Origin of the sequence: Streptomyces sp. NPDC007088 (assembly GCF_042869355.1) — a bacterium.
Taxonomy (GTDB): Bacteria; Actinomycetota; Actinomycetes; order Streptomycetales; family Streptomycetaceae; genus Streptomyces.
Genome location: NZ_JBIAFO010000038.1, coordinates 13,111 through 37,293, shown reverse-complemented (window position 1 = coordinate 37,293; position 24,183 = coordinate 13,111). Strand labels below are relative to the sequence as shown.

Sequence of the window (24,183 nt, the reverse complement as noted above, 5' to 3'; positions counted from 1 at the left end):
GTCACGTCTGGCTGGCCGCCGGCGTTCTCGTCGCCGCCGGGCTGGTGGATCGCGACGAGTCCGGCTTCCGCCAGGTCGGCGACGAGGATCCGGGCGACACCCAGGGGCATCGTCAGGAGTGCGGAGACCTCCGCGACCGACTTGACCTCACGGCACAGGTGGCAGATCCGCTGGTGTTCCGGGAGCAGACCCGACATCTGCATCGGGTCCGCCGTGGTGCTGACCAACGCCTCGATGGCGAGCTGGTAACGGGGCCTGGTCCGGCCGCCCGTCATGGCGTACGGCCGCACCAGCGGCTGGTCTCCCTCGATCCCGAAACCTGCGGAGTGCGGGTTTCCGTAGGGATCGTGCGAGGCGTTGGGCGGTGTCATGAATCCTCCGGACGGGACAGCGGATGGTCAGCGCCGTCAGGCTGTGGCCGGTGGGGGGAACTGAAACGGCCGGCGGTGGCGGTTACTGCGGGTGGTGCGCTCAGTGAAGAAGGCTGCCCTGGAGTTCCGCACGCAGGTCCGGCGTCAGCACGGCCCCCGCCCGGTCCACCAGCAGCGCCATCTCGTATCCCACCAGGCCGATGTCGCACTCGGGGTGGGCGAGTACGGCCAGGGAGGAGCCGTCGGAGACCGACATGATGAAGAGGAAGCCGCGCTCCATCTCCACGACCGTCTGGTTGACGGTGCCGCCCTCGAAGATCCGGGACGCCCCCGCGGTCAGCGAGGTCAGGCCGGAGGCCACGGCCGCGAGCTGGTCGGCGCGGTCACGCGGAAAGCCTTCGGACATCGCGAGGAGAAGTCCGTCGGCGGAGACCACCACCGTGTGCGACACCCCGGGGGTGTTGTCCACGAAATTGGTGATCAGCCAGTTCAGGTTCTGTGCCGCCTGGCTCATGGGGGTCAACTAGCGCTCCTGCTGGTGAGAGGGGCGGGGGTGACTGCCGGTCGACTGGCCGTCCCCCGCCTGGCGCGGGGGGACACCGATGCCGGCCTGATAGCGGCCCTGCTGGATGCCCCTGCGGAGATTGGTCAGCCGGCCACGCACGTCGTCGGGCGCCCGGGAGACCTGGGGACCCGCGTGCTGCTGGGGCTGCTGCTGGGCGGTACCGGGCACCAGATTGGCGCGCGGCACCCTGCGCGGCAGGCCGGAGGTCGTGACGCCGCCCGCCGAGGGCTGCTTCACCCGCTCCGCCTGCCGGACCAGCTCGTCATTGGGGGAGGCCCGCCACGTACCGGAACCCTCCGTGCCGTTCGCCGGCCGGCTCTCACCGGGCGCCGCCGCGGCGGGCGGCTGCGGGGCCGAAGGCCGCTGTTCGGCGGCCGGGCGGCTCTCCTGCGCGGGCGGCTGCTGCTGCGTGCCGGTGCCGCCGTGGAACCAGTTCGTCTCCAGCGTGTCGTACAGCGGGGTGCGGCCGTCACCGGCGCCGGCCGAGGGCAGCTCGGACTCGCCGGGCGCCCCGCGCCGCGGCAGGGGGCCGGGCTGTGCGTCCTCGTGCTGGGGCTGGCCACCCGGCCGGCCCGTGCCGTTGAGGCCGGAGTGCGCCGAGGGGTCGTACTGCGGGCTCTGCCCCGTCTCGTACGCCGTCGGGGCGGGGAACTGCCCCGTGGAATATGCCCCGGTGTCGTAGCCGCCCTGGCCGGAGTCCTGGCGCGCGTCGTGGTACTGGCCGAGATCGTGCTGCCCGGTCTCGTAGCCGCCGGTCGCGAACTGACCCGTGTCCTGACGGCCGGCGTCGTACCCGCCCTGCTGGCCGCCGTTCTGCTGCGGTCCGGGCTGCCCGCCCTGCTGCCCCGTGGCATATGCCCCGGTGTCGTACTGGCCGCTGCCGTCGGCCGGGTAGCCGTTGGCCTGCTGCCCGCCGGTGTACCCGTCGTACGGGTAGCCCGCCGGAGCCCGCGTGGCGTCCTGGCCGGGGGCGTGGCCCTCGAAGGCGTCCTGCCGCGGGAAGGAGCCGGTGTCCGAGGGGGAGCCGTACCGCTCCTGCCCGTGCGCCTGGCGCTCCCCGGGCCCGCCCGTCCCGGAAGGGGCGCCGGGAACCGGGAACTGCCCGGTGGACGAGGGGTCCTGACGGTTGTCGTACCCGCCGTACCCGGCGCCGCCGACGCCCTCCGGGGCCGGCATGTCGTCGGTGATCGCCGGGAACTGCGCCGTCGAACCGGGCCCGCGGTCGTCGCGCGCCACCGGGTAGGCCCCCGTGGCGGGACCCGTGGGACCCGACTGCGGTTCGTCGTGCCCACGCGGGGCGTCCAGCGGGGCCTGCGAACCCGCGGGGTTCTCCTGGTCGCCCCAGCGCGGCGCGCGGGGCTGCGGGTTGCCGCCCGGAAGCTCGGCGCGCGGTCCGCCGCGCGGCGGCAGCTGCGGGCGACGGCTCCCGTCCTCGCCCTGCGGGGCGCGAGGCTGCGGCGGGACGGGCGCGCCGGGCCGGCCGCCGAAGGCGTCCGGGCTCTGGGCGGGCCGCAGGCCCTGGCCCTGGCTCTCGTCCTGCCCGTAGCGGGCCGGAACGCCGCCCTGCGGGAGGTTCTGGCGGCCGTCGTTCTGGCGGCTGTCGCCGAACAGCCCCGGTGCGCGGTTGCCGTCCTGCTGCGGCGCCTCGCCGCGGCCCGGACCGCGCTGCGGCAGTCCGGCCCCGCCCACCTGGGGGAAGGGCTCGCGCGAACCCTGGCCGCCCTGCGGCTGCCGGTTCTGCGGCGCCTGCCCCTGAGGGGCCTGGTTCTGCGGCTGCCGGTTCTGCGGGGGCTGGCCCGGGGCGCCGGGGCGGGTGCCCGGACCGGCCTGGGGGGCGTTGTCGCGGCCCGGCAGCGCGGCTCGCGGACCGCCGGGACCCACCTGGCCGCGGGCCGGGACGGCGCCGAGCTGACCGGCGGGACCGCCCTGCCCGGCGCCCGGCGCGCCACCGAGAGCGGGCGCGGGGGAGCCGCGACGAGCCGCCGCCACACCGGCCGCGGCCTGCGCGGCGGCGGGGCCGCCGCCACCGCCCGGCCTGCCGCCGGGGGCCTTGCGACCGCCCTGGGCGACGTCCACCGGCAGCATGACGAGCGCCGTTGTACCGCCCGAGTCGGAGGGCCGCAGCTGGATGCGGATGCCGTGGCGCTGCGAGAGGCGGCCGACCACGAACAGGCCCATGCGGCGCGAGACGGAGACGTCCACGGTGGGCGGGGCGGCGAGCCGCTCGTTGATCGCGGACAGGTCCTCGGGGGACAGGCCGATACCGGTGTCGTGGATCTCCACCAGCACGCGGCCGTCCGGGAGGGCGTGCCCGGTGACCTTGACCTTCGTCTGCGGGGAGGAGAACGAGGTCGCGTTCTCCAGCAGCTCGGCGAGCAGGTGCACGAGGTCGTTGACCACGCGGCCGGCGACGTCCGTGGAGGGCACCGAGGACAGCTCGATGCGTTCGTACTGCTCCACCTCGGAGGCGGCGGCGCGCAGCACGTCGACCAGCGGCACCGGACGGGTCCACCGACGGCCCGGCTCCTCACCCGCGAGGACCAGGAGGTTCTCACCGTTACGGCGCATACGCGTCGCGAGGTGGTCGAGCTTGAAGAGCGAGGAGAGCTGGTCGGGGTCGGCCTCGCGGGACTCCAGTTCGGAGATGAGCGAGAGCTGACGCTGGATCAGGCCCTGGCTGCGGCGCGAGAGGTTGGTGAACATCGCGTTGACGTTGCCCCGCAGCATGGCCTGGTCGGCGGCGAGCCGGACCGCCTCGCGGTGCACGTCGTCGAAGGCCGCGGCCACCTTTCCGATCTCGTCCCTGGAGTGCACACCGACCGACTCGACGGAGGTGTCCACGTCCTGCGGGTCCGACTCGGACAGCTGCTGGACCAGCTCGGGCAGGCGTTCCTGGGCGACCTTGGTGGCCGTGTCCTGGAGCCGGCGCAGCGAACGGATCATGGAGCGGGAGACGACGAAGGCGCCGACCAGCGAGACACCGAGGACCAGGATGATCAGGGCCCCGTTGAGGATGGCCTCGCGCTCGGCGTTCTGGCGCAGCTCACGGGCCTTCTGCTCCATCTGACCGAGCAGCGTGGTCTCGATGGTCTTCATCTGGGTGATCTCGTCGGAGGCCGTGTCGGTCCAGTCCTTGTAGGACCGCTTCCCCATCCCCTTGATGCCGTTCTCGCGGCTGAGCGCCCGGTTGGCGTAGCTGCGGGCCGACTCGATCGTGGGCTGGTTGGCGTTGATCGGACGCAGCAGTTCCTCGGGGTTGCCCCCGTAGACCGCGTACACCTCGCGGAACTGGTCGAGTTCGCTGGTCTCGTTGCTCAGCGCGTTGAGCGCGTAACGGCGGTCCGTCTCCGAGAGCTTGCCGTACTCGGTCTTGTTCGGCGGGAGGGCGGCGGCGATCACGGCGCGCTGGACCGAGGCGTACTCCTTCGCGGAGGAGAACGCGGCCAGCGCGCGGGTGCGCTGGACCATCTCTGGGTTGCTGGTGGCCTGCGCCATCTCCTCCGACAGGCTCAGCAGCTGGTCGATCAGCTGGCTGTAGGCGTCGACGGTCTGGGTGATCGAGGTCTTGTCGGCGTAGGCGTCCCGGCGGACCGCCTTGAGCTGGGCCAGACGCGTGCTGATCGCCCCGAGATTGCTGCGGACACCGTTGAGGGAGCCGTTGCCCGATATCTCGTTGGTGTTCTCCAGGAACGACTTGACCGAGCGGTCCGTCTTCGAACGCCAGCTGGAGACCGAGTAGTCGGTGGCCTTGACGCCGTGCGCGAGCGGGCCCGCCGACTGGTCGCGCTCGTCCTGGAGCGCCGCCGCCAGCTCGGTGGCCTGCTTGGTCATGTCGGTCAGCAGCTTCATGTTGTCGAGCTGCTGGATGTCGTCCAGCGAGTTGCTGATGCGCAGCCCGCCCAGCGTGGTCGCGGCGGCCACGGGCAGCACGAGCAGTGAGACGAGGCGGGTGGAGATGCGCCAGTTGCGCAGCGCCATGCGCGAGCCGGGCCCGGTCGGCCCGCTCTGCTTGGCCTTCGCCTTGCCCTTGGGCTGCTCGGCACCCTCGGGGCCCTCCGGCGCGCCAGAGGCCCGGTTCTCACCGGGGTCGGCCGGGGCCTGCCCGGACTGCGGAGTGTGCTGGGCAGAGGAACCGCGGTCGGTCCCGCCGCGCGGCTCCGGCTCCGCCGCAGCGCTGCCATCCCTCTTGAAACGTCCCTGCACTAGCGTCGCAACCTCTGGACCAGGCGCCCTCCCGCCGAAGCGGTCGGAGCGGTGTCGAGTCATGGAAATCCGAAGGATCTCCCGGTGGTCGTGAGTGACCGGCGCGTCTCCCTGTACCGCCGCCGCTCGGCGCTGCGTTGCGCCCCCAGCGCGCCGGCCGATACCCGCGGCGGTCCGGGGAATTCCAGCACAGTGCAGGATCTCCAACAAGGCCCGTCGGAGCGGGTCCGCGCACTGTGACCGCTCGTGAGGGGCGCATCACGAGCTGTGCAAAGTGATCTTGGGGAAAGCGGGCATAAGGGGACTCAACGTCCGCACCCCGCGAGTGTCCCGGTCGGCATGATCGGGAGCGGAATACGCGCTTCCGTGGCGAATGTCCCCTTCGCACCCAGGGTGAAGCCGGGCGGTATGCCCTGCTTTTCCCCTCGTGCCGTGAGTAAACTCACACGGATTCGGTGTCTGGCCGGTCGAATGTGTGGGGATTGGGGCGTCCTGGCTCCCGGTTCGGGAGGCCGCGCACACCCCGTACACGGGCCGCACACGCCGTGCGCCCCCGTGCGCCGCCCCTTTCGGGCCGTGTGCGCGCTGTTCGGCGCGCCCCTGGCGGCGGCCCGCTCGCCCACCGTGACAGCCAAGGAACGCACGCGAACCGGCGGCCTCCCGCGCGTTAGCCTGGGACCTCAAGACTCCAGCAGCGAAAACAGAGGGGCACCCGCCAGCCGTGCGCATCGCCAGATTCTCCATCGACGGCAATGTCGCCTTCGGGGCCGTCGAGGGTGAAGGCCCCGACAGCCTCGTCCTCGACATCATCAAGGGCATCCCGTTCGCGGACTTCGAGCTCTCGGGCACCAAGGTCCCCCTGGACAAGGTCCGGCTCCTGCCGCCCGTCCTGCCCAACAAGGTCGTCGGCGTGGGGCGCAACTACGCGGAGCACGCGGCCGAACTCGGCAACGAGGTGCCCGAGACCCCGCTGACCTTCTTCAAGCCCTCCACCTCGGTGGTCGGCACCGGTGACCCCGTCGCGTACCCCTCGTTCTCCCAGGACGTGCAGTACGAGGCCGAACTGGCCGTCGTCATCGGCCGCATGTGCCGCGAGGTGCCCCGGGAGCGCGCCAAGGACGTCGTCCTCGGCTACACCTGCGCCAACGACATCACCGCGCGCGACGTCCAGAAGCGCGAGAAGCAGTGGGCCCGCGCCAAGGGCTTCGACAACTCCTGCCCGCTCGGCCCCTGGATCGAGACCGAACTCGACCCCGCCGACCTCACCATCCAGTGCACCGTCAACGGCGAACAACGCCAGCTCGGGCGCACGAGCGAGATGGTCCGCTCCGTCGAGGACCTGATCGTCCACATCTCCGAGGCCATGACCCTGCTCCCGGGCGACGTCATCCTCACGGGCACCCCGGCAGGGGTGGGCCCGCTCAGCGTCGGCGACGAGGTCGCCGTCCACATCGAAGGCATCGGCACTCTCACCAACAAGGTGATCAAGCGTGGCTAACGGCACCGTCCGCGTACGTTTCTGTCCCTCCCCGACCGGCAACCCCCACGTCGGCCTGGTCCGCACCGCCCTGTTCAACTGGGCCTTCGCGCGCCACCACGAGGGCACCCTGGTCTTCCGTGTGGAGGACACCGACGCGGCCCGCGACTCCGAGGAGTCCTACCAGCAGCTGCTGGACTCCCTGCGCTGGCTCGGCCTGGACTGGGACGAGGGCCCCGAGGTCGGCGGCCCGCACGCCCCGTACCGCCAGTCGCAGCGCATGGACGTCTACCAGGACGTCGCGCGCCGCCTCCTGGAAGCCGGCCACGCCTACCGCTGCTACTGCACCACCGAGGAGCTGGACGCCCGCCGCGAGGCCGCCCGCGCCGCCGGCCGCCCCTCCGGCTACGACGGCCACTGCCGCGACCTGAGCGCCGAGCGGATCGCCGCGTACGAGGCGGAGGGCCGCAAGCCCATCGTCCGCTTCCGGATGCCCGACGAGACGATCACCTTCACCGACCTCGTGCGCGGAGAGCTGACCTTCACCCCGGACAACGTGCCCGACTACGGCATCGTCCGGGCCAACGGGGCGCCCCTCTACACGCTGGTCAACCCCGTCGACGACGCCCTCATGGAGATCACCCACGTCCTGCGCGGCGAGGACCTGCTCTCCTCCACCCCGCGGCAGATCGCCCTCTACAAGGCGCTCGTCGACCTCGGCCTGGCCAAGGAGATCCCCGCCTTCGGGCACCTCCCGTACGTCATGGGGGAGGGCAACAAGAAGCTCTCCAAGCGCGACCCGCAGGCGAGCCTCAACCTCTACCGGGAGCGCGGCTTCCTGCCCGAGGGGCTGCTCAACTACCTCTCGCTGCTCGGCTGGTCCTTCTCCCCGGACGAGGACGTCTTCAGCCTCGACCAGATGGTCGCGAAGTTCGAGATCGGGGACGTCAACGCGAACCCGGCCCGCTTCGACCTCAAGAAGGCCGAGTCGATCAACGGCGACCACATCCGGATGCTGCCGGTCGAGGAATTCACCGCCCGCTGCGCCCCGTGGCTCACCGCCCCGTTCGCTCCCTGGGCCCCCGAGAACTTCGACGCGAAGGCGTTCGCGGAGCTGGCCCCGCTCGCCCAGACCCGGGTGACGGTGCTGTCCGACATCACCGCCAACGTCGACTTCCTCTTCCTCGACGAGCCGGCCGTGGACGAGGCGTCCTGGAACAAGGCGATGAAGGAGGGCTCCGACGCCCTCCTGCGCACCGCGCGCGAGAAGATCGCCGCCGCGGACTGGAACGCCGAGGCGCTCAAGGAGGCCGTCCTGGCGGCCGGTACCGAGCACGGCCTCAAGCTCGGCAAGGCCCAGGCGCCCGTCCGCGTCGCCGTGACCGGCCGCACCGTGGGCCTGCCGCTGTTCGAGTCCCTGGAGGTCCTGGGGCGCGAGCGCACGCTCGCCCGCGTCGACGCGGCCCTCGCCAAACTGGCCGCCTGACGCCGGCGCGCGCCGCCGCACCACGCCCCGGGGGCGGGGCCCCCCCCCGGGGGGGGCCCCCCCCGGGGGGGGGGGGGGGGCCCGGTTTCGGCCCCCCCCCCCCCCCCCCCGCCCGGGCCCGCGCCCGGCCCCCCCCCCCCCCGGGGGGGGGGGGGCGGCGCCCTGTTTCCGGCCGCCGCGCCCGCGCCCGCGCGCGTACGCTCGATCCATGCCGATCAAAGCCGTGGTGTGGGACATCGACGACACGCTCTTCGACTACGCGACCGCCGACTCCGCCGGAATGAGCGCCCACCTCGCGGCCGAGGGGCTCCTGGAGGACCACGGGGGCCCCGAGGCGGCCCTCGCCCGCTGGAAGAGCGTCACACGGCGCCACTGGGCCCGCTTCGCGGCCAAAGAGGTGGACTTCCAGGGCCAGCGCAGGGACCGCGTCCGCGAATTCGTCGGCGCCCCGCTGAGCGACGCACAGGCCGACGACTGGTTCGACCGGTACTTCGGCCACTACGCGGCGGCCTGGTCCCTCTTCCCGGACGTCCTGCCCGCCCTGGACGCCCTCGCCCCGCACTACCGGCAGGCCGTCCTGTCCAACTCCTCCGCCGTCCCGCAGAGCCAGAAACTGCGCAGTCTCGGCGTCCACGACCGCTTCGAGGCGTTGCTGTGCGCCGCCGAGCTGGGCGTGTCCAAACCCGCGGCCGAGGCGTTCCTCGCCGTCGTCGAGGCGCTCGGCCTGGCCCCGGAGGAGATCGCCTACGTCGGCGACCAGCCGGAGACCGACGCCCGGGGCGCCCACGACGCGGGACTGCTCGGCGTCTGGCTCGACCGCGGCGGCTCGGGCCTGCCCGCCCCGGAGGGCGTGCACCGCATCACGAGCCTCGGACAGCTGCCCGCGCTGCTCACCGCCGATACCCGTTTTGGAGCGCCGTCGACCTTCGGGTAATGTTCTTTCTGCGCCGCCCGAGCGGGCCGGAAGGCCCGGAGGACAGCGCACAACCAATACCAATCCCTCAGGGGTTGTGTTGCGGTGGGCTATGGTGTAATTGGCAGCACGACGGTTTCTGGTTCCGTTAGTCTAGGTTCGAGTCCTGGTAGCCCAGCTGATCACTTGTGATCGCGCCCCCGTTGTGTAGCGGCCTAGCACGCTGCCCTCTCACGGCAGTAGCGCCGGTTCGAATCCGGTCGGGGGTACAGATCCTTCTCGCGGAGACATGCGGGTCGCACCCCGTGTCACTGATGCAGGATCGCTAGGGCCCCCGTTGTGTAGCGGCCTAGCACGCTGCCCTCTCACGGCAGTAGCGCCGGTTCGAATCCGGTCGGGGGTACTGAACATCCTTTGGGCTATGGTGTAATTGGCAGCACGACGGTTTCTGGTTCCGTTAGTTTAGGTTCGAGTCCTGGTAGCCCAGCTGATCACTTGTGATCGCGCCCCCGTTGTGTAGCGGCCTAGCACGCTGCCCTCTCACGGCAGTAGCGCCGGTTCGAATCCGGTCGGGGGTACCAAAGAAAAGAAGGTCTTCCGCCTCGTGCGGAGGGCCTTCTTCGTTTTCTGGCGGTGTGGGCGTCGTTGCGCGCCTCTTCTCGCCGTGCGGCCTTGCTTCCCGGCAGTCGTACGGTTTCGGGCCCAGGGGCTCACGGGTCGCGGCCGGACGGGCGGGGCGGGGCGGCGTCGTTGACGTCCCGCCGTCGCGTACGGGTGCGGGGTGCGGATGGTGTGCCGGGTGGGGCGCGGGCGGATCAGCCGGTGCGCCGCAGCGCCTCGCTCAGCCGGCCGGCGGCGTCGATGATGGCCTGGGCGTGCATCCGGCCCGGGTGCCGGGTCAGCCGCTCGATCGGGCCGGACACCGAAACCGCCGCGACCACACGGTTGGACGGGCCGCGCACCGGGGCGGAAACCGAGGCGACCCCCGGCTCCCGCTCCCCGATCGACTGGGCCCAGCCACGGCGCCGTACGCCTGAGAGCGCCGTCGCGGTGAAGCGGGCGCCCTGCAGACCCCGGTGCAGACGCTCCGGTTCCTCCCAGGCCATGAGGATCTGCGCGGAGGAGCCCGCCTTCATCGTGAGCGTCGAGCCCACCGGGACGGTGTCCCGCAGACCCGAGAGCCGCTCGGCCGCCGCCACGCAGATCCGCATGTCGCCCTGCCGGCGGTAGAGCTGGGCGCTCTCGCCGGTCACGTCGCGCAGGTGGGTGAGTACCGGTCCGGCCGTCGCGAGCAGCCGGTCCTCGCCGGCCGCGGCGGCCAGTTCGGCCAGCCGCGGACCGAGGATGAACCGGCCCTGCATGTCCCTCGCCACCATGCGGTGGTGTTCCAGTGCCACGGCCAGCCGGTGAGCCGTGGGCCTGGCCAGTCCGGTCGCTGCGACCAGCCCGGCGAGGGTGGCCGGACCGGACTCCAGGGCGCTCAGAACCAGAGCCGCCTTGTCGAGAACGCCGACGCCGCTAGAGTTGTCCATGCAACGATACTCGCGTCTCACTCTGTGAAACGCAAGTTCAATTTTCCCGGGAACTTGCGAGTCTGTAGACGCGGGCCCGTGGACCAGCGGGCCGGTCGGCCGGCGTCCGAGGTGTGGGGAGGGACGCGGCCCTCATGTCTCTAGTTGGGCCGGCGTCGCCGCCGGCCGAAGGGAAAGCGATGGGTAGGACACTCGCGGAGAAGGTCTGGGACGACCACGTCGTCCGGCACGCCGAGGGCGAGCCCGACCTCCTCTTCATCGACTTGCACCTGCTGCACGAGGTCACCAGCCCCCAGGCGTTCGACGGACTGCGGCAGAACGGCCGACAGGTGCGGCGACTCGACCTCACCATCGCCACCGAGGACCACAACACCCCGACGCTCGACATCGACAAGCCGATCGCCGACCCGGTCTCCCGCGTCCAGCTGGAGACGCTGCGCAAGAACTGCGCGGACTTCGGCGTCCGGCTGCACCCGCTCGGCGACGTCGAACAGGGCGTCGTCCACGTCGTGGGACCCCAGCTGGGACTGACCCAGCCGGGCACGACCGTGGTGTGCGGCGACTCGCACACCTCGACCCACGGTGCCTTCGGGGCTCTCGCCTTCGGTATCGGCACCTCGCAGGTCGAGCACGTGCTCGCGACCCAGACGCTGCCCATGGCCCGCCCCCGGACGATGGCCATCACGGTCGAGGGCGAACTGCCCGAGGACGTCAGCGCCAAGGACCTGATCCTCGCCGTCATCGCCGAGATCGGCACCGGCGGCGGCCAGGGCTACATCCTGGAGTACCGCGGCCCCGCCATCGAGAAGCTCTCGATGGAGTCCCGCATGACGATCTGCAACATGTCGATCGAGGCGGGCGCCCGCGCCGGGATGATCGCCCCCGACGAGACGACCTTCGCCTACCTCAAGGACCGCGACCACGCCCCGAAGGGCGCCGACTGGGACGCGGCCGTCGCGTACTGGAAGACCCTGCGCAGCGACGAGGACGCGGTGTTCGACGCCGAGGTCGTCATCGACGCCGGGAAGCTGGCCCCGTTCGTCACCTGGGGCACCAACCCGGGCCAGGGCGCCCCGCTGTCCGCCAACGTGCCCGACCCCGCGACGTACGCCGACACCTCCGAGCGCTTCGCCGCCGAGAAGGCCCTGGAGTACATGGGTCTGAGCGCGGGGCAGCCGCTGCGCGAGATCTCCGTGGACACCGTCTTCGTGGGTTCCTGCACCAACGGCCGGATCGAGGACCTGCGCTCGGCCGCCGCCGTCCTGGAGGGCCGCAAAGTCGCCGACGACGTACGCATGCTGGTCGTCCCGGGCTCCGTGCGCGTCGCGCTCCAGGCCGTCGAGGAGGGCCTCGACAAGGTCTTCACCGCCGCCGGAGCCGAGTGGCGGCACGCGGGCTGCTCGATGTGCCTGGGCATGAACCCCGACCAGCTCGCCCCCGGTGAGCGCTCCGCCTCCACCTCCAACCGCAACTTCGAGGGCCGGCAGGGCAAGGGGGGCCGCACGCACCTCGTCTCGCCCCAGGTGGCCGCGGCCACCGCGGTGCTGGGCCGTCTCGGCTCGCCCGCCGACCTGTCCGACGCCGTCACGCCCGCGGGAGTCTGAACCATGGAAGCCTTCACCACGCACACCGGCCGCGCCGTCCCGCTGCGCCGCAGCAACGTCGACACCGACCAGATCATCCCGGCTCACTGGCTCAAGAAGGTCACCAGGGACGGGTTCGAGGACGGCCTGTTCGAGGCATGGCGCAAGAACCCGGAGTTCGTCCTGAACAAACCGGAGTACAAAGGCGCGACGGTGCTCGTGGCCGGCCCCGACTTCGGCACCGGCTCCTCGCGCGAGCACGCCGTCTGGGCCCTGCAGAACTACGGGTTCAAGACGGTCATCTCCTCGCGCTTCGCCGACATCTTCCGGGGCAACTCCCTGAAGAACGGCCTGCTGACCGTCGTCCTCGACCAGGAGGTCGTGGAGCGTCTGCAGACCCTCGTCGAGCAGGACCCGCAGGCGAGCGTCACCGTCGACCTCCAGGACCGCCAGGTCCGCGCCGAAGGGGTCACCGCCGACTTCGAACTCGACGAGAACGCCCGCTGGCGGCTGCTGAACGGCCTCGACGACATCAGCATCACGCTGCGCGAGGAGGAGTCGATCGCCGCCTACGAGGCGAACCGACCCTCCTTCAAGCCCCGGACCCTCGTGGTCTGATCCCGTGGCCCGCGACTGAGTCGCTCGCCCTGTCCCGAAACGGTGCCCCCGGCCCTCCTGGCCGGGGGCACCGTCTTGTCTCCGGCCGGGAGAACCGGGGGAGGGGGGAACGAGAGTGCGGGGCCGCTGGTGCGGGGTGCGGGGCGGGGAGTGGGGAGAGAGTGAAGGGCGAAGGGCGAAGGGTGGAAACGGCATCGATACGGTGACCGGTCGGTGGCCACGCGGCTGTCCGCCCCCCGCACGGGTAACCGGGGAGGGTACGCGACATGGCCAAAAACCCTCGGTCGGCGCAGCGTTGTGAACCCGCCTCCCCCGAGCGTCGACAGCCGAACGCGTGTGCTCAACTCCCTTATCAGTAAAGGGAGAAGGAGGTTCCACTTGGCTCCGGCCAGGGCGGCTGCGAGCAGCCCGAACAGGCGGCCGCAGTGGGTAGTTACCCCCTGCGCAGGCGACAACTCAGGCCAGATGGCACAATCGAGGCATGGAAAGCGACGGCCAACTCCAGCTTTACGGCGCGGTCGCCGACCGGCTCAAAGAAGCACACACAAGGGTGCGCACACTGCAAGTCCCGGAGGGCGTACGGATGGCGCTGACCCGGAAGCTGCTGGTCATTACGGCCGCGGCCAAACACGATCTTGCGGGAGCGGCAACACGCCTGGACCGATTGATGAAGGACCTCGATGAGGGCCGATTCCCCGAAGACGGTTGAGTCGGTCCCGCCGGGAGAACTCCCACAGGCCCGAGTTCGTTGCGGCACAAGGGTGATTAGCCCGTTTCGTGTTTGATTTGCGGTATATATCCGCCTAACGTGCGAAAAAGCTTGAACAGATTCGTTCTGGCAATGTCTCCGAAGGGGAAGACGTGAACAAGGCGCAGCTCGTTGAAGCGATTGCCGACAAGGTCGGCGGGCGGCAGAACGCCGCGGACGCCGTCGACGCGGTTCTGGACGCGATCGTCCGTGCCACCGTCGCGGGTGACCGTGTCTCTGTCACCGGCTTCGGCTCGTTCGAGAAGGTCGACCGTCCGGCTCGCTACGCCCGCAACCCGCAGACCGGGGAGCGCGTGCGGGTCAAGAAGACCTCGGTGCCCCGCTTCCGCGCGGGCCAGGGTTTCAAGGACCTCGTGAGTGGGACCAAGAAGCTCCCGAAGAACGACGTCGCGGTGAAGAAGGCGCCCAAGGGCAGCCTCACCGGCGGCACCAAGACCACCGCCAAGGCGGCGGCGAAGAAGGCCACGGCGAAGAAGGCGACGGCCGCGAAGAAGGCGACCACCACCGCCAAGAAGGCCACCCCGGCGAAGAAGACCACCGGGGCCGCGAAGAAGACCACGACCGCCGCGAAGAAGACGACGGCGACCGCCACTCCGGCGAAGAAGGCCACGCCGGCCAAGAAGGCCGCCGTGAAGAACACCGCCCCGGCGAAGAAGGCCACCGCCAAGAAGGCCCCGGCCAAGAAGAGCACCGCGCGGACCACCACGGCGAAGAAGGCCACGGCCCGCAAGAAGTAACCCCGCGCCCCGGACCGTATCCAGCAACGGCCGCGGCCGGACCTCCGGCACCCCGGGGGGACGCAGAACTCACGCGTCGGGCCGGGCTCCCTCGGGAGCCCGGCCCGCGGCGCGTTGGTGTGCCCGTACGTCCGGTTCGTGTGTGGCTGCGGCGTTGGCGTACCGGGGCCGTCCGTCGCGGCTCGTGAGGTGTCTTGCGGCTGGCCTTCGCCCGGGGGCCCGTGGGCCCGTGGGCCCGTGGGCCCGGGGAAAGGTTTCGGCCACCTGGCCGGCGGTGGACGTCCCCGTCCGGCCCGGGACTTCGGCGGGAGGGCCGCCGCGGCAGCGGGGCGCGCGAGGAGAACGGGACCGGAGCGCCGCCGATCAGGAGTTCCGGGCGTCACCAGACCGGTCGGAAGTCTGAGACGTCGCCGAACCGGCCAGAAAGCCCGGGGCGTCGCCGAACTGGCCAGGAGATGGCCTGGAGCGTCGCCGACCCGACCAGGAGATGGCCTGGAGCGTCGTCTGACCGATCAGAAGGTCTGGAGCGTCACCAAGGTGATGCGGCGCGAGGGGCCTTCTCCCGTCGTCTCGATCCTGACGCGCTGCCCTGGGCGCAGCAGCCGCAGCCCGCCGGCCGTGAAGGCCGCCGCGTCGAAGGGCACCGGGGTGCCGTCGTCCAGCAGCACGCTGCCCGTGTGGTCCTGCGCGTCGTAGGTGTACGCCGTTGCCTGCATGGGGCGAGCGTAACGGGGCGGTGGGACGGACCGTACGCCGCGTGGGGACGGTGCGGACGTCGCGCCGGGACGAGGCGGAGGTCGCGTGGGGACGGTGCGGACGTCGCGCCGGGGGCCTGGGTGGGCCCGCCCGGGGCCGAGGGGCCGTCGGCCTGTCTCTCAAGCCCCCGCCGGACAGTCCGCCCCGTCGTCCTTCGGCAGGTCGTCCGCCCCCGCCGGGCCGCCACGGTCCTGGAGCCGTTCGGTGACGCGCCGCGTGAACGGCCCCACCCCGAGGGCCAGGGCGGCGCGCAGATCGTCCGCCGTGTCCACGTCCTGGCGCGCCGAGGGCACGTCGGGGAGTTCCAGTTCCCGTGCGCCCGAAGCCCGGTGCCTGAACCGGGACCGGCCGCCGAACAACGGACGCAATTCCGTTTCCGGGCCTGCCGCCAGAAACGTGGTCCCGGTTTCCGCCGCGTCAGCGAGAAAAGAGCGCGAGAAATGCCCGGCGTTCCTCAGGACCCGGGACAATTCGGTGACGCGCAATGCCGGGAGATCCGCGTTCAGCGCCGCCACGGGTGCCCGCGGACGCGTACGGCGGGCCTCCTCCGCACCGTACGAGAGCGCCGCGTTGAGCCCCCCGCCCGGCCGGTCCGCGAGGATGCCCGCGCCCAGTGAGCGCAGCGCCCCGGCGGCGTCGGCGTCGTCCGTGACGACCACCACATCGAGGACCTCGGGACAGGACAGCGCGACGGCGACGGTGTCCTGGGCGAACGCCAGCGCGAGTCGCTCGCGCAGCGGCGCCGGGACGTCCGCGGCGAGTCTCGTCTTGGCGCGGGGCAAGGGCTTCAGGGGGACGACCAGCGTCCACAGGAGGTCGGCGGCCGGTTCGGGTGGAGTGTGCATCGCGGTCATTGTCGCCTGTCGCGGCGGTGCGCGGGGGCTGCGCCGGACACGGACGCCGACGCCGCGCGGCCCCTGTGCCGCCGGGACGCGCGCGGAGGTCGGGCGTACGGTGTCCTCGACAGACGGGGGACCTGGGGCCACACTTGTGCGGCCTGCCAGGCGCAGTACGTAACTCCGGTCCGAACAGGTCCGAACAGGAAGGTGTCCGCGTGTCCCGCCGCAAAATCGGCTTCTGGTACCGCTTTGCGGCGGTGGTGCTGAAACCGCCGCTGCTGGTTCTCTTCCAGCGGGATTGGCGCGGAATGGAGCACATGCCGCAGGACGGCGGATTCATTACCGTCGTCAACCACAATTCCTATCTCGACCCGTTGTCGTACGCACACTTCCAGTACAACACCGGTCGGCTCCCGCGTTTCCTGGCGAAGGACGGCCTTTTCAAGAAGGGTCTCGTCGGCGCGATGATGCGTGGCACCTCCCAGATCCCCGTCTACCGCGAGACGACCAACGCGCTGGACGCCTTCCGGGGAGCCGTCGCCGCGATCGAAAAGGGCGAATGCGTCGCCTTCTATCCGGAGGGCACCCTCACCCGCGACCCCGACATGTGGCCCATGACCGGGAAGACGGGCGCCGCCCGGGTCGCGCTGGAGACCAGATGCCCGGTCATCCCCGTCGCCCAGTGGGGCGCGAACCTCGCGATGCCGCCGTACGCCAAGGAGAAGAAGCTCAGGCTCTTCCCGCGCAAGCGCCTGGAGGTCCTCGCCGGACCGCCCGTCGACCTCTCCGCGTACTACGGCAAGGACCCGACGCCCGAACTCCTCAAGGAAGTCACCGAGGTCCTGATGGGCGCGGTGACCCGCCTCCTGGAGGAACTGCGCGGCGAGAAGGCGCCCGCCGTGGTCCACGACCCGCGCCGTGTCCGCATAGAACAGCGCCGTAGAGCAGCCGAGGCCAGGAAGAAGGCCGCCGGCGGCCCGGACGGCGCGGACCGGGGCGACAACGCCACTCGCCAGCACAGCAACAGCACGACAGGGGAGAGCACCACGTGACAGGTCAGGTGAACGGCCCCGTGAAGGCCGCCGTCTTCGGCAGCGGCTCCTGGGGCACCGCCTTCGCCATGATCCTCGCCGACGCGGGCTGCGACGTCTCCATGTGGGCCCGTCGCCCCGAGGTCGCCGAAGCGATCAACTCCACCCGCACCAATGAGGGCTACCTCCCCGGCGTCACCCTCCCCGACCGGGTCACCGCCACCAGCGACCCGGCCGAGACCGCCGACGGCGCCGACTACGCGGTGCTCGTGGTGCCTTCGCAGACCCTCCGGGAGAACCTGGCCGCGTGGAGCCCGTCGCTGGGCCCCGACACGGTGCTCGTGTCCCTCATGAAGGGGGTCGAACTCGGCTCCGCGATGCGGATGAGCGAGGTCATCGAGGACGCCACCCAAGTCGGGCGCGAGCGCATCGCCGTCGTCACCGGGCCCAACCTCGCCGGGGAGATCGCCGCCAGGCAGCCCGCCGCCGCCGTCGTCGCCTGCCAGGACGAGTCCGTCGCCCGGCGCCTTCAGCGGGCCTGCCACACCCCGTACTTCCGGCCCTACACCAACACCGACGTGGTGGGCTGCGAACTCGGCGGCGCCGTCAAGAACGTCATCGGCCTCGCGGTCGGCATCGCCGACGGCATGGGACTCGGTGACAACACAAAGGGCTCCCTCATCACCCGTGGGCTAGCCGAGACGACGCGTCTCGGCCTGGCCATGGGGGCCGACCCGATGACCTTCTCCGGCCTCGCCGGCCTCGGCGACCTCGTCGCGACCTGCTCCAGCCCGCTGTCCCGCAACCACACGTTCGGCACCAACCTCGGCCGCGGCATGACCCTCGCGGAGACGATCGCCGTCACCAACCAGACCGCGGAAGGCGTCAAGTCCTGCGAGTCCGTACTCGACCTCGGCCGACGGCACGGCGTCGACATGCCCATCACCGAGACCGTCGTGAGCATCGTCCACGAGGGCAAGGCGCCGCTGGTGGCGCTGGAGGAACTCATGTCGCGCAGTGCGAAGTCGGAGCGGGGCTGAGGGCTAGGGGAGGGGGAGGGGCTGGGGCTGGGGCTGGGGCTGGGGCCGGGGGCTCATTTTTCATGAGCGCCGTTTTTATGGGCCCCGTCGCATATGCCACGGGGCCTAAGGGGGGCCTGCGCACCGTCGCATATGCCAAGGGGCCCACCGGAGGGGGCGGTAGCCGGGCACCGTCGCATATGCCACGGTGCGCGCTGACTAGGTCCGCCTTCCGGCCCCGTCGCATATGCCAGGGGGCCCACTGGAGGGGGCGGTAGCCGGGCACCGTCGCATATGCCACGGTGCGCGACGGCCCCACCCGCCAACCTCCCGCTCGTGGGCCCCGTGTGGCCGGAGCGCGGGGGACGGACCGCCGTACGGGCGGACCGGGCGGATCGTTCCCTCCGGACGCTGACGCGGGGCCTACCAGCAGGTACGCTCAACGCGATATGAGCAGCCAGAACCTCTCCCAGAGCCCTGTTCCCCCCGCCGGCGGAGGGGAGCCGCGCAAGCCGCGTGTGGCCGTCGTCTTCGGTGGCCGCAGCTCGGAGCACGGCGTCTCCGTCGTCACCGCCGGAGCCGTACTGAACGCCATCGACCGCGAGAAGTACGACGTGCTGCCCATCGGCATCACCACGGACGGCCGTTGGGCCCTCACCGCGGACGCTCCGGAGCGTATGGGCATCACCGACCGCTCCATGCCGAGCGTCGAGCAGCTCGCCGAGGGGGCGGAGGGCAGTGTCGTGCTCCCGCTTGACCCCAGCAGCCGTGAGGTCGTCTACAGCGAGCCCGGCTCCGTGCCCAAGGCGCTCGGGGAAGTCGACGTCGTCTTCCCGATGCTGCACGGTCCGTACGGCGAGGACGGCACGCTCCAGGGTCTGCTCGAACTGTCGGGCACGCCCTACGTCGGTGCCGGAGTGCTCGCTTCGGCCGTCGGCCAGGACAAGGAGTACATGAAGCGCGTCTTCACCTCCTTCGGCCTGCCCGTGGGGCCGTATCTGGTGATCCGCCCCAGGGAATGGGAGAGCGACCCGGCCGACGCGCGGCGCCGCATCGTCGACTTCGCCGCCGACCACGGCTGGCCGCTGTTCGTGAAGCCCGCCCGGGGCGGTTCGTCCATGGGCATCAGCAAGGTCGACGGCTTCGAAGACCTCGACGAGGCCATCGAGGAGGCGCGGCGCCACGACCCGAAGTTCCTGGTCGAGTCCCTGCTGAGGGGCCGCGAGATCGAGTGCGGCGTCCTGGAGTTCGAGGACGGGCCCAGGGCCAGCCTGCCCGCCGAGATCCCCCCCGTCACCGACCACGCGTACTACGACTTCGAGGCCAAGTACATCGACTCGGCCTCGGGGATCGTGCCCGCGCCGCTGACGCCCGAGGAGACGGCCGAGGTGCAGCGGCTGGCCGTCGCCGCCTTCGAGGCGACCTCGTGCGAAGGCATCGTCCGCGCCGACTTCTTCCTCACCGACGAGGGATTCGTCATCAACGAGATCAACACGATGCCGGGGTTCACGCCCATCTCCATGTACCCGCAGATGTGGGAGAAGAGCGGCGTCGGCTACGGCGAGCTGGTCGACCGGCTCCTCCAGGCCGCCCTCAGCCGTTCGACCGGGCTGCGCTGACCCGTACCGCGACCAGGGCGGCTTTGTGACCGGTCCGGGCCGTGGAGAAACGACACGGGGCGGTCCGGTGGGCCGCCCCGTGCTCAGTCGGCGATGCCTTTGGGGATCGTCCGGGAGATCGGCCCGGCGAGGTCGGTGAGGGGCGCGAGGCCGTCCTTGACGCGGGACTTGGGGATGCTCACCTCGACGTACGCGGCGCGCAGCACCGTCGTCACACGGTACGAACCGTCGCCCTTCTCGAAGACGTTCCAGCCGACTCCGTCGACCTCCGCCCCGTCGGCGTCGGGGTCGTTCATCTCCGCAGGGCGGGGCACGCCGCAGCGAAGTATGATCGCCGGGTCGCCCCACCCCGCGGTCAGTTCGGACTGCGGCTCGGGATCGTTCCTGCTGAGCCCGTTCACCTTGTCCGGCAGCTGGTCGTCCAGCTTCCGGCACAACGCGGTCGCGGCCGTGCCCGGGGACGGAACCGCCGCCTTCGCCGTGCCGTTCGTCGAGGAACAACCGACGGCAGCGCACAAGGACACCAGCACAGCGGGACCGGTGAGACGCCGGAGCACAGAGATGTTCACGCGGCCCAGCGTAGACGGGGGTTAAAGATGGACGACGGGGCAGGTCAAAGTACGGGTGATGCCCTCCACCTGCTGGACTTTGGCGACGATCATGCGGCCCAGATCGTCCACCGTGTCCGCCTCGGCCCGCACGATCACGTCGTAGGGACCGGTGACGTCCTGGGCTTGTATGACACCGGAGAAGCCACTGATGACCTCGGCGACGGCGGACGACTTGCCGACCTCCGTCTGAATCAGAATGTACGCCTGTACCACGGAACCTCCAGGGCGGCCATGAGGATCATGGGGGGAAAGGGGACGCCACGTTATCGCGTCGTCGCTCACCACGGGGAGACCCGGGGCGGTGGTGGCGCCGGTACGGTGCCCGACGGCGTCCCGGAGGGGTACGGCACGCGGAAGTTCACGTACGACTTGACGGTAGCTATGGGGAAGACGGCGCGCGACCGCAAGCGCAACGGCGCAGAAGGGGCACGAGGATGAAGGGCACTGTGGGGGAACTGGGAGAGTTCGGGCTCATCCGGGAGATGACCTCGCGACTCACCACGACACCGGCCGTGCGGCTCGGCCCGGGGGACGACGCCGCCGTGATCGCCGCCCCCGACCGCCGTGTCGTCGCGAGTACCGACGTCCTCTTGGAGGGGCGGCACTTCCGGCGCGACTGGTCCACCGCCTACGACGTGGGGCGCAAGGCCGCCGCACAGAACCTCGCCGACATCGCCGCGATGGGCGCCGTACCCACCGCGCTCCTGCTCGGTCTCGTCGTCCCCGCCGAACTCCCCGCCACGTGGCCCACCGAGCTCATGGACGGACTGCGCGACGAGTGCCAGGTCGCCGGCGCCGCCGTCGTCGGTGGCGACCTCGTACGGGGCGACACCATCACCGTCGCCATCACCGCGCTCGGTGACCTCCGCAGCCATGAGCCCGTCGTCCGTTCCGGCGCCCGGCCCGGCGACGTCGTCGCCGTCACCGGCTGGCTCGGCTGGTCCGCGGCCGGCCACGCGGTCCTCTCGCGGGGATTCCGCTCGCCGCGCGCCTTCGTCGAGGCGCACCGCCGCCCCGAGCCCCCGTACCACGCGGGGCCCGCAGCGGCCGGGCTCGGAGCCACCTCGATGACCGATGTCAGCGACGGGCTCATCGCCGACCTCGGGCACATCGCCGAGGCGAGCAACGTGCGCATCAACATCGTGTCCGGGAAGGTCGACGTCCCCTCCCAGATGAACGACATCGGCCAGGCCGTCGGCGTCGACCCCTTGCAGTGGGTGCTCACCGGCGGCGAGGACCACGCCATCGTCGCGACCTTCCCCGCCGAGGTGAAGCTCCCCGCGCGGTGGAAGGTCATCGGCGAGGTGCTCAACCCCTCGGCCCGCCCCGGAGTGACGGTCGACGGCGCCCCGTGGACCCGAGCCGGCGGCTGGGACCACTTCGGCGACACCGGCGACGACGGCATCGAGACCCCGGCAGAAGCGTGAGGGGCGCGACGCGAGCCGAGGGGGCACCTCCTTCCGCCTCGCGGCGTTGGCGTGGACTGTGCGGACGCCGTGGCCGCTGTGGCGGGTTGACGCGCGGCCGGTAGATTCGTGCGTATGCACATACCTCCGCGCGTCCTGACCGTCGCAGGTTCCGACTCCGGCGGCGGCGCCGGAATTCAGGCCGATCTGAAGACGATGCTGGCCCTGGGCGTGCACGGCATGAGCGTTCTCACCGCCGTCACCGCTCAGAACTCCCTCGGTGTACACGGCGCGTGGGAACTTCCCGAGGAGGCGGTGCGGGCGCAGTACCGCAGCGTCGTCGACGACATCGGGGTGCAGGCCGTCAAGACCGGAATGCTGTCGTCGGCGGCGCTGGTCGAAACCGTCGCGGCCCTTCTCGCCGAGACCGACGCGCCGGCCGTGGTGGACCCGGTCGGCGTCTCCAAGCACGGTGACGCCCTCCTCGCCGCCGAGGCCCTCGACTCCGTGCGGACGAAACTGCTGCCCGTCGCGACGGTGGCCACCCCGAACCTCGACGAGGTCGCCCAGCTGACCGGCGTCCACGTCGCCCGCCCCGAGGACCTGCCCGAAGCCGCCCGAGCGATCCTGGCCCACGGGCCTCGCTGGGCCCTCATCAAGGGCGGCCACCTTCCCGGGGAGGCGGTCGACCTCCTCACCGACGGCACCGAGGAACACTGGCTCAGCGCGCCGCGCCTCGACAACCGCCACACCCACGGCACCGGCTGCACCCTGGCCTCCGCGATCGCCTCCCATCTCGCACTCGGCCGCACCGTTCCCGACGCGGTGCGCGCCGCGAAGGACTACGTGACCGGCGCCATCGCCGCCGGCTTCCCGCTCGGCGCCGGCATCGGCCCGGTGGACCACGGGTGGCGGTTCCGGGAGCGGTCGGGGGAGTAGGCGCGCGTGCGGCGTGGACGGGGCGCAGAGGGGCGGAGGGGAGCCGCGCACTACGCCGTGAGGGGGACGGGGACGTGGCCCCGTGGGGGAGATCACGTCACCCGTTCGGCGTAGGTCACCGACAGGGCGTAGCCCACGGCTCCGTGCTGGTCACGGTCACTCCCAGGGCGTAGCTCACCGGCTCCGTGCCGGTCACGATCACTCCCAGGGCGTAGCTCACCGGCGCGGCGTGGTCGCGGGGAGGACGCGGCTCGTCGGCGTGCCCGGTTCCCGGCACACGCGCGGTGGCCCCGCTCTCCGCCGTGGCGGGCCGAAGCGGGGCACCCGAGGCTACGGCGCGAGGGTGCCGGCCCCCTCGTAGTCCTTCAGCCGGATGTTCTGCGCGGCCCGCAGGGTGAGATACCGGAAGACTCCGGCGACGGCGCGGGAACTCAGCAGTCGGTACATGCGGTCCCTGCTGCGAATCCTCGCCTCGGTCGCGGGAGCGAAGAACGGGCCCGCGTTGCCCGCGGACTTCTGGCAGCCCCTCGCGAAGCGCGTCACCGCCGCCTCGTACGCCGCGAAGGCCGACCTGTGGTCGCCGGCCGCCGTCGCCAGCTCACCGGCCAGTACGTAGGCGCACACCAGGGCGGTGCCCGTCCCCATGCCGCCCATCGTGGCCCCGTATCCCGCGTCACCGACCAGCACGACCCGGCCTTGTGAGAGACGGTCCACGTGGCACTGGGACAGCGCGTCGAAGTAGAGGTCACCGGCCGACTCCAGCGCACTCAGCACCTTCGGCGTCTCCCAGCCCATACCGGCGAACCGCTCCAGGAGGACGCGCTTCTGCGCCGCCACGTCATGACGGTCGTACGACAACGGCGCGGAGGCGAACACCAGGGCGGCGCCGCCCCGTTCCGGATCGCCGTCGTAGTTGCTGAGGAGCACGGTGCGGCCCGGCTCGCTGTACATCCGGGCCGAGCGGTCCAGCCCCAGGTGATTGGGGACGTCGAACCCCGCCACGTAATAGCCGCCGAAGCGGAGGAAGCGCTCCTCGGCACCCAGCACGAGCCCGCGGGTGTGGGAATGGAGTCCGTCCGCGCCGACGACGAGGTCGTACCGCGAAGAGGGGGCGTGGTCGAACGTGACGTCGACGCCCGCCTCGTCCTCCCGCAAGGCCGCGATGGAGTCGCCGAAGACGTAGCGCACCCGGTGGCGTGTCCGTTCGTACATGATCTGCGCCAGGTCACCGCGGAAGATCTCGACGTCTCCGCTCATGAACTCGGCCGGCAGATCAACCCGCACCCTCCCCGAGGCGTCGACCACGCTCTGGCGGCCCATCGCGGTCTGACGCGCGTGCACCTCCTCCCAGATACCCATGGCGCGCAGGACCTTACGGTGCACGGAGCCCCGGAAGTCCACGGCGAAGCCGCCCGTGCGCAGCGCGGGGGCCTTCTCCACCACCGTGACCTCCGCGCCGTAGCGGTCCAGCCACAGGGCCGTGGCGGGGCCCGCGACGCTCGCGCCCGACACCAGGACGCGTACACCGGCCAACGGGGCGGACCGTCCCGCCCGCCCGAGGCGCGAGCGGTGCGAGCCGCTGTGACCGTGGTGGCCGGTGCCGGTGCCGGTGCCGGTGCCGGTGCGGGTGCCTGGGCTAGGGGTGTTGCCGGTGTCGTGGACGGGCTCGGGTTCGCTGTCGTGCGGGGAAGTGCGCGCATCAGTCATGC

21 protein-coding genes and 5 tRNA genes are annotated in these 24,183 nt (G+C 71.5%); 17 read left to right on the top strand and 9 right to left on the bottom strand.

Translation table 11 applies throughout. The features are described 5' to 3' along the window. From ACFYMP_RS31765 to ACFYMP_RS31755, 3 genes are all read right to left on the bottom strand, one after another. A partial coding sequence (locus tag ACFYMP_RS31765; RefSeq protein ID WP_388864086.1) for a DUF742 domain-containing protein occupies positions 1–371 on the bottom strand: 371 nt, incomplete at its 3' end. A gap of 100 nt (positions 372–471) precedes the next feature. Beyond that, entirely contained in the window at positions 472–885 is a 414-nt protein-coding gene (locus tag ACFYMP_RS31760) for a roadblock/LC7 domain-containing protein (protein ID WP_363149602.1), read from the bottom strand. Positions 886–894: 9 nt separating this feature from the next. Beyond that, positions 895–5,139 carry a nitrate- and nitrite sensing domain-containing protein gene (locus tag ACFYMP_RS31755; protein ID WP_388864084.1) on the bottom strand — a complete coding sequence of 1,415 codons (4,245 nt, stop codon included), beginning with the start codon at positions 5,137–5,139 and terminating at the stop codon, positions 895–897. A gap of 721 nt (positions 5,140–5,860) precedes the next feature. On the opposite strand from ACFYMP_RS31755, the gene ACFYMP_RS31750 reads away from it, so the two are divergent. The 8 genes from ACFYMP_RS31750 (at position 5,861) to ACFYMP_RS31715 (ending at position 9,596) form a co-directional block, all read left to right on the top strand. Then, the gene (locus ACFYMP_RS31750) at positions 5,861–6,637 is read left to right on the top strand and encodes a fumarylacetoacetate hydrolase family protein (RefSeq protein ID WP_388864082.1); all 777 of its coding nucleotides are present in this window, start codon (positions 5,861–5,863) and stop codon (positions 6,635–6,637) included. After that, positions 6,630–8,102, top strand: a complete 1,473-nt coding sequence (gene gltX, locus ACFYMP_RS31745) for a glutamate--tRNA ligase (protein WP_388864080.1) — start codon at positions 6,630–6,632, stop codon at positions 8,100–8,102. The genes ACFYMP_RS31750 and gltX overlap by 8 nt, the downstream gene beginning before the upstream one ends. Before the next feature lie 208 nt (positions 8,103–8,310). Further along, positions 8,311–9,036, top strand: coding sequence for an HAD family hydrolase (locus ACFYMP_RS31740; protein WP_388864078.1), 726 nt, complete (start codon positions 8,311–8,313; stop codon positions 9,034–9,036). An 85-nt stretch (positions 9,037–9,121) separates the two neighbouring features. Next, positions 9,122–9,193, top strand: a tRNA-Gln gene (locus ACFYMP_RS31735). An 18-nt stretch (positions 9,194–9,211) separates the two neighbouring features. After that, positions 9,212–9,284, top strand: a tRNA-Glu gene (locus tag ACFYMP_RS31730). A gap of 61 nt (positions 9,285–9,345) precedes the next feature. Beyond that, positions 9,346–9,418 (top strand) — tRNA-Glu (locus ACFYMP_RS31725). A gap of 12 nt (positions 9,419–9,430) precedes the next feature. Next, positions 9,431–9,502 (top strand) — tRNA-Gln (locus ACFYMP_RS31720). An 18-nt stretch (positions 9,503–9,520) separates the two neighbouring features. Next, positions 9,521–9,596: transfer RNA gene (locus tag ACFYMP_RS31715), tRNA-Glu, on the top strand. A gap of 234 nt (positions 9,597–9,830) precedes the next feature. Here ACFYMP_RS31715 and ndgR read toward each other — a convergent pair. Further along, a complete protein-coding gene (gene ndgR / locus ACFYMP_RS31710) occupies positions 9,831–10,547 on the bottom strand; it encodes an IclR family transcriptional regulator NdgR (RefSeq protein WP_053137572.1) in 717 nt (238 codons plus the stop codon). Positions 10,548–10,726: 179 nt separating this feature from the next. Here ndgR and leuC point away from each other — a divergent pair, with 179 nt between their 5' ends. From leuC to ACFYMP_RS31690, 4 genes are all read left to right on the top strand, one after another. Next, positions 10,727–12,151, top strand: a complete 1,425-nt coding sequence (gene leuC / locus ACFYMP_RS31705) for a 3-isopropylmalate dehydratase large subunit (protein ID WP_388864075.1) — start codon at positions 10,727–10,729, stop codon at positions 12,149–12,151. 3 nt (positions 12,152–12,154) lie between these two features. Then, positions 12,155–12,748 carry a 3-isopropylmalate dehydratase small subunit gene (gene leuD, locus ACFYMP_RS31700; protein ID WP_388864073.1) on the top strand — a complete coding sequence of 198 codons (594 nt, stop codon included), beginning with the start codon at positions 12,155–12,157 and terminating at the stop codon, positions 12,746–12,748. 481 nt (positions 12,749–13,229) lie between these two features. Continuing rightward, complete coding sequence (locus ACFYMP_RS31695) at positions 13,230–13,457, top strand: hypothetical protein (protein ID WP_363149546.1); 228 nt, start codon at positions 13,230–13,232, stop codon at positions 13,455–13,457. Between the two features lie 152 nt (positions 13,458–13,609). Beyond that, the gene (locus tag ACFYMP_RS31690) at positions 13,610–14,254 is read left to right on the top strand and encodes an HU family DNA-binding protein (protein ID WP_388864071.1); all 645 of its coding nucleotides are present in this window, start codon (positions 13,610–13,612) and stop codon (positions 14,252–14,254) included. 512 nt (positions 14,255–14,766) lie between these two features. Here the strand turns inward: ACFYMP_RS31690 and ACFYMP_RS31685 are convergent. Further along, complete coding sequence (locus ACFYMP_RS31685) at positions 14,767–14,970, bottom strand: hypothetical protein (RefSeq protein ID WP_388864069.1); 204 nt, start codon at positions 14,968–14,970, stop codon at positions 14,767–14,769. A gap of 159 nt (positions 14,971–15,129) precedes the next feature. Further along, complete coding sequence (gene cofC, locus ACFYMP_RS31680) at positions 15,130–15,864, bottom strand: 2-phospho-L-lactate guanylyltransferase (protein ID WP_388864067.1); 735 nt, start codon at positions 15,862–15,864, stop codon at positions 15,130–15,132. A 200-nt stretch (positions 15,865–16,064) separates the two neighbouring features. On the opposite strand from cofC, the gene ACFYMP_RS31675 reads away from it, so the two are divergent. From ACFYMP_RS31675 to ACFYMP_RS31665, 3 genes are all read left to right on the top strand, one after another. Continuing rightward, positions 16,065–16,901, top strand: a complete 837-nt coding sequence (locus tag ACFYMP_RS31675) for a lysophospholipid acyltransferase family protein (protein WP_388864065.1) — start codon at positions 16,065–16,067, stop codon at positions 16,899–16,901. 8 nt (positions 16,902–16,909) lie between these two features. Then, positions 16,910–17,920 carry an NAD(P)H-dependent glycerol-3-phosphate dehydrogenase gene (locus tag ACFYMP_RS31670; RefSeq protein ID WP_388864094.1) on the top strand — a complete coding sequence of 337 codons (1,011 nt, stop codon included), beginning with the start codon at positions 16,910–16,912 and terminating at the stop codon, positions 17,918–17,920. A gap of 428 nt (positions 17,921–18,348) precedes the next feature. Then, on the top strand, positions 18,349–19,518 hold the full coding sequence (locus tag ACFYMP_RS31665; protein ID WP_388864063.1) for a D-alanine--D-alanine ligase family protein: 1,170 nt from the start codon (positions 18,349–18,351) through the stop codon (positions 19,516–19,518). Positions 19,519–19,601: 83 nt separating this feature from the next. Here ACFYMP_RS31665 and ACFYMP_RS31660 read toward each other — a convergent pair whose 3' ends face one another. Further along, positions 19,602–20,087 (bottom strand): DUF3515 domain-containing protein, encoded by a 486-nt coding sequence (locus ACFYMP_RS31660; RefSeq protein WP_388864061.1) that lies wholly within the window; start codon positions 20,085–20,087, stop codon positions 19,602–19,604. A gap of 21 nt (positions 20,088–20,108) precedes the next feature. Next, the gene (locus tag ACFYMP_RS31655; RefSeq protein ID WP_388864059.1) at positions 20,109–20,342 is read right to left on the bottom strand and encodes an Lrp/AsnC ligand binding domain-containing protein; all 234 of its coding nucleotides are present in this window, start codon (positions 20,340–20,342) and stop codon (positions 20,109–20,111) included. 221 nt (positions 20,343–20,563) lie between these two features. Between ACFYMP_RS31655 and ACFYMP_RS31650 the strand changes: the two genes are divergently transcribed. Next, positions 20,564–21,556, top strand: a complete 993-nt coding sequence (locus ACFYMP_RS31650; protein WP_388864057.1) for a thiamine-phosphate kinase — start codon at positions 20,564–20,566, stop codon at positions 21,554–21,556. Positions 21,557–21,670: 114 nt separating this feature from the next. Beyond that, entirely contained in the window at positions 21,671–22,474 is an 804-nt protein-coding gene (thiD, locus tag ACFYMP_RS31645; RefSeq protein ID WP_388864055.1) for a bifunctional hydroxymethylpyrimidine kinase/phosphomethylpyrimidine kinase, read from the top strand. Positions 22,475–22,804: 330 nt separating this feature from the next. Here the strand turns inward: thiD and ACFYMP_RS31640 are convergent, their stop codons facing one another. Beyond that, positions 22,805–24,181 carry an FAD-dependent monooxygenase gene (locus ACFYMP_RS31640; protein ID WP_388864053.1) on the bottom strand — a complete coding sequence of 459 codons (1,377 nt, stop codon included), beginning with the start codon at positions 24,179–24,181 and terminating at the stop codon, positions 22,805–22,807. Positions 24,182–24,183: the final 2 nt, after the last annotated feature.

Coding starts and splice junctions, on each gene's coding strand:
- ACFYMP_RS31760 (WP_363149602.1), bottom strand. CDS start 885: ATGAGCCAGGCGGCACAGAACCTGAACTGGCTGATCACCAATTTCGTG.
- ACFYMP_RS31740 (WP_388864078.1), top strand. CDS start 8,311: ATGCCGATCAAAGCCGTGGTGTGGGACATCGACGACACGCTCTTCGAC.
- ndgR (WP_053137572.1), bottom strand. CDS start 10,547: ATGGACAACTCTAGCGGCGTCGGCGTTCTCGACAAGGCGGCTCTGGTT.
- leuC (WP_388864075.1), top strand. CDS start 10,727: ATGGGTAGGACACTCGCGGAGAAGGTCTGGGACGACCACGTCGTCCGG.
- leuD (WP_388864073.1), top strand. CDS start 12,155: ATGGAAGCCTTCACCACGCACACCGGCCGCGCCGTCCCGCTGCGCCGC.
- ACFYMP_RS31695 (WP_363149546.1), top strand. CDS start 13,230: ATGGAAAGCGACGGCCAACTCCAGCTTTACGGCGCGGTCGCCGACCGG.
- ACFYMP_RS31685 (WP_388864069.1), bottom strand. CDS start 14,970: ATGCAGGCAACGGCGTACACCTACGACGCGCAGGACCACACGGGCAGC.
- cofC (WP_388864067.1), bottom strand. CDS start 15,864: ATGACCGCGATGCACACTCCACCCGAACCGGCCGCCGACCTCCTGTGG.
- ACFYMP_RS31665 (WP_388864063.1), top strand. CDS start 18,349: ATGAGCAGCCAGAACCTCTCCCAGAGCCCTGTTCCCCCCGCCGGCGGA.
- ACFYMP_RS31650 (WP_388864057.1), top strand. CDS start 20,564: ATGAAGGGCACTGTGGGGGAACTGGGAGAGTTCGGGCTCATCCGGGAG.
- thiD (WP_388864055.1), top strand. CDS start 21,671: ATGCACATACCTCCGCGCGTCCTGACCGTCGCAGGTTCCGACTCCGGC.
- ACFYMP_RS31640 (WP_388864053.1), bottom strand. CDS start 24,181: ATGACTGATGCGCGCACTTCCCCGCACGACAGCGAACCCGAGCCCGTC.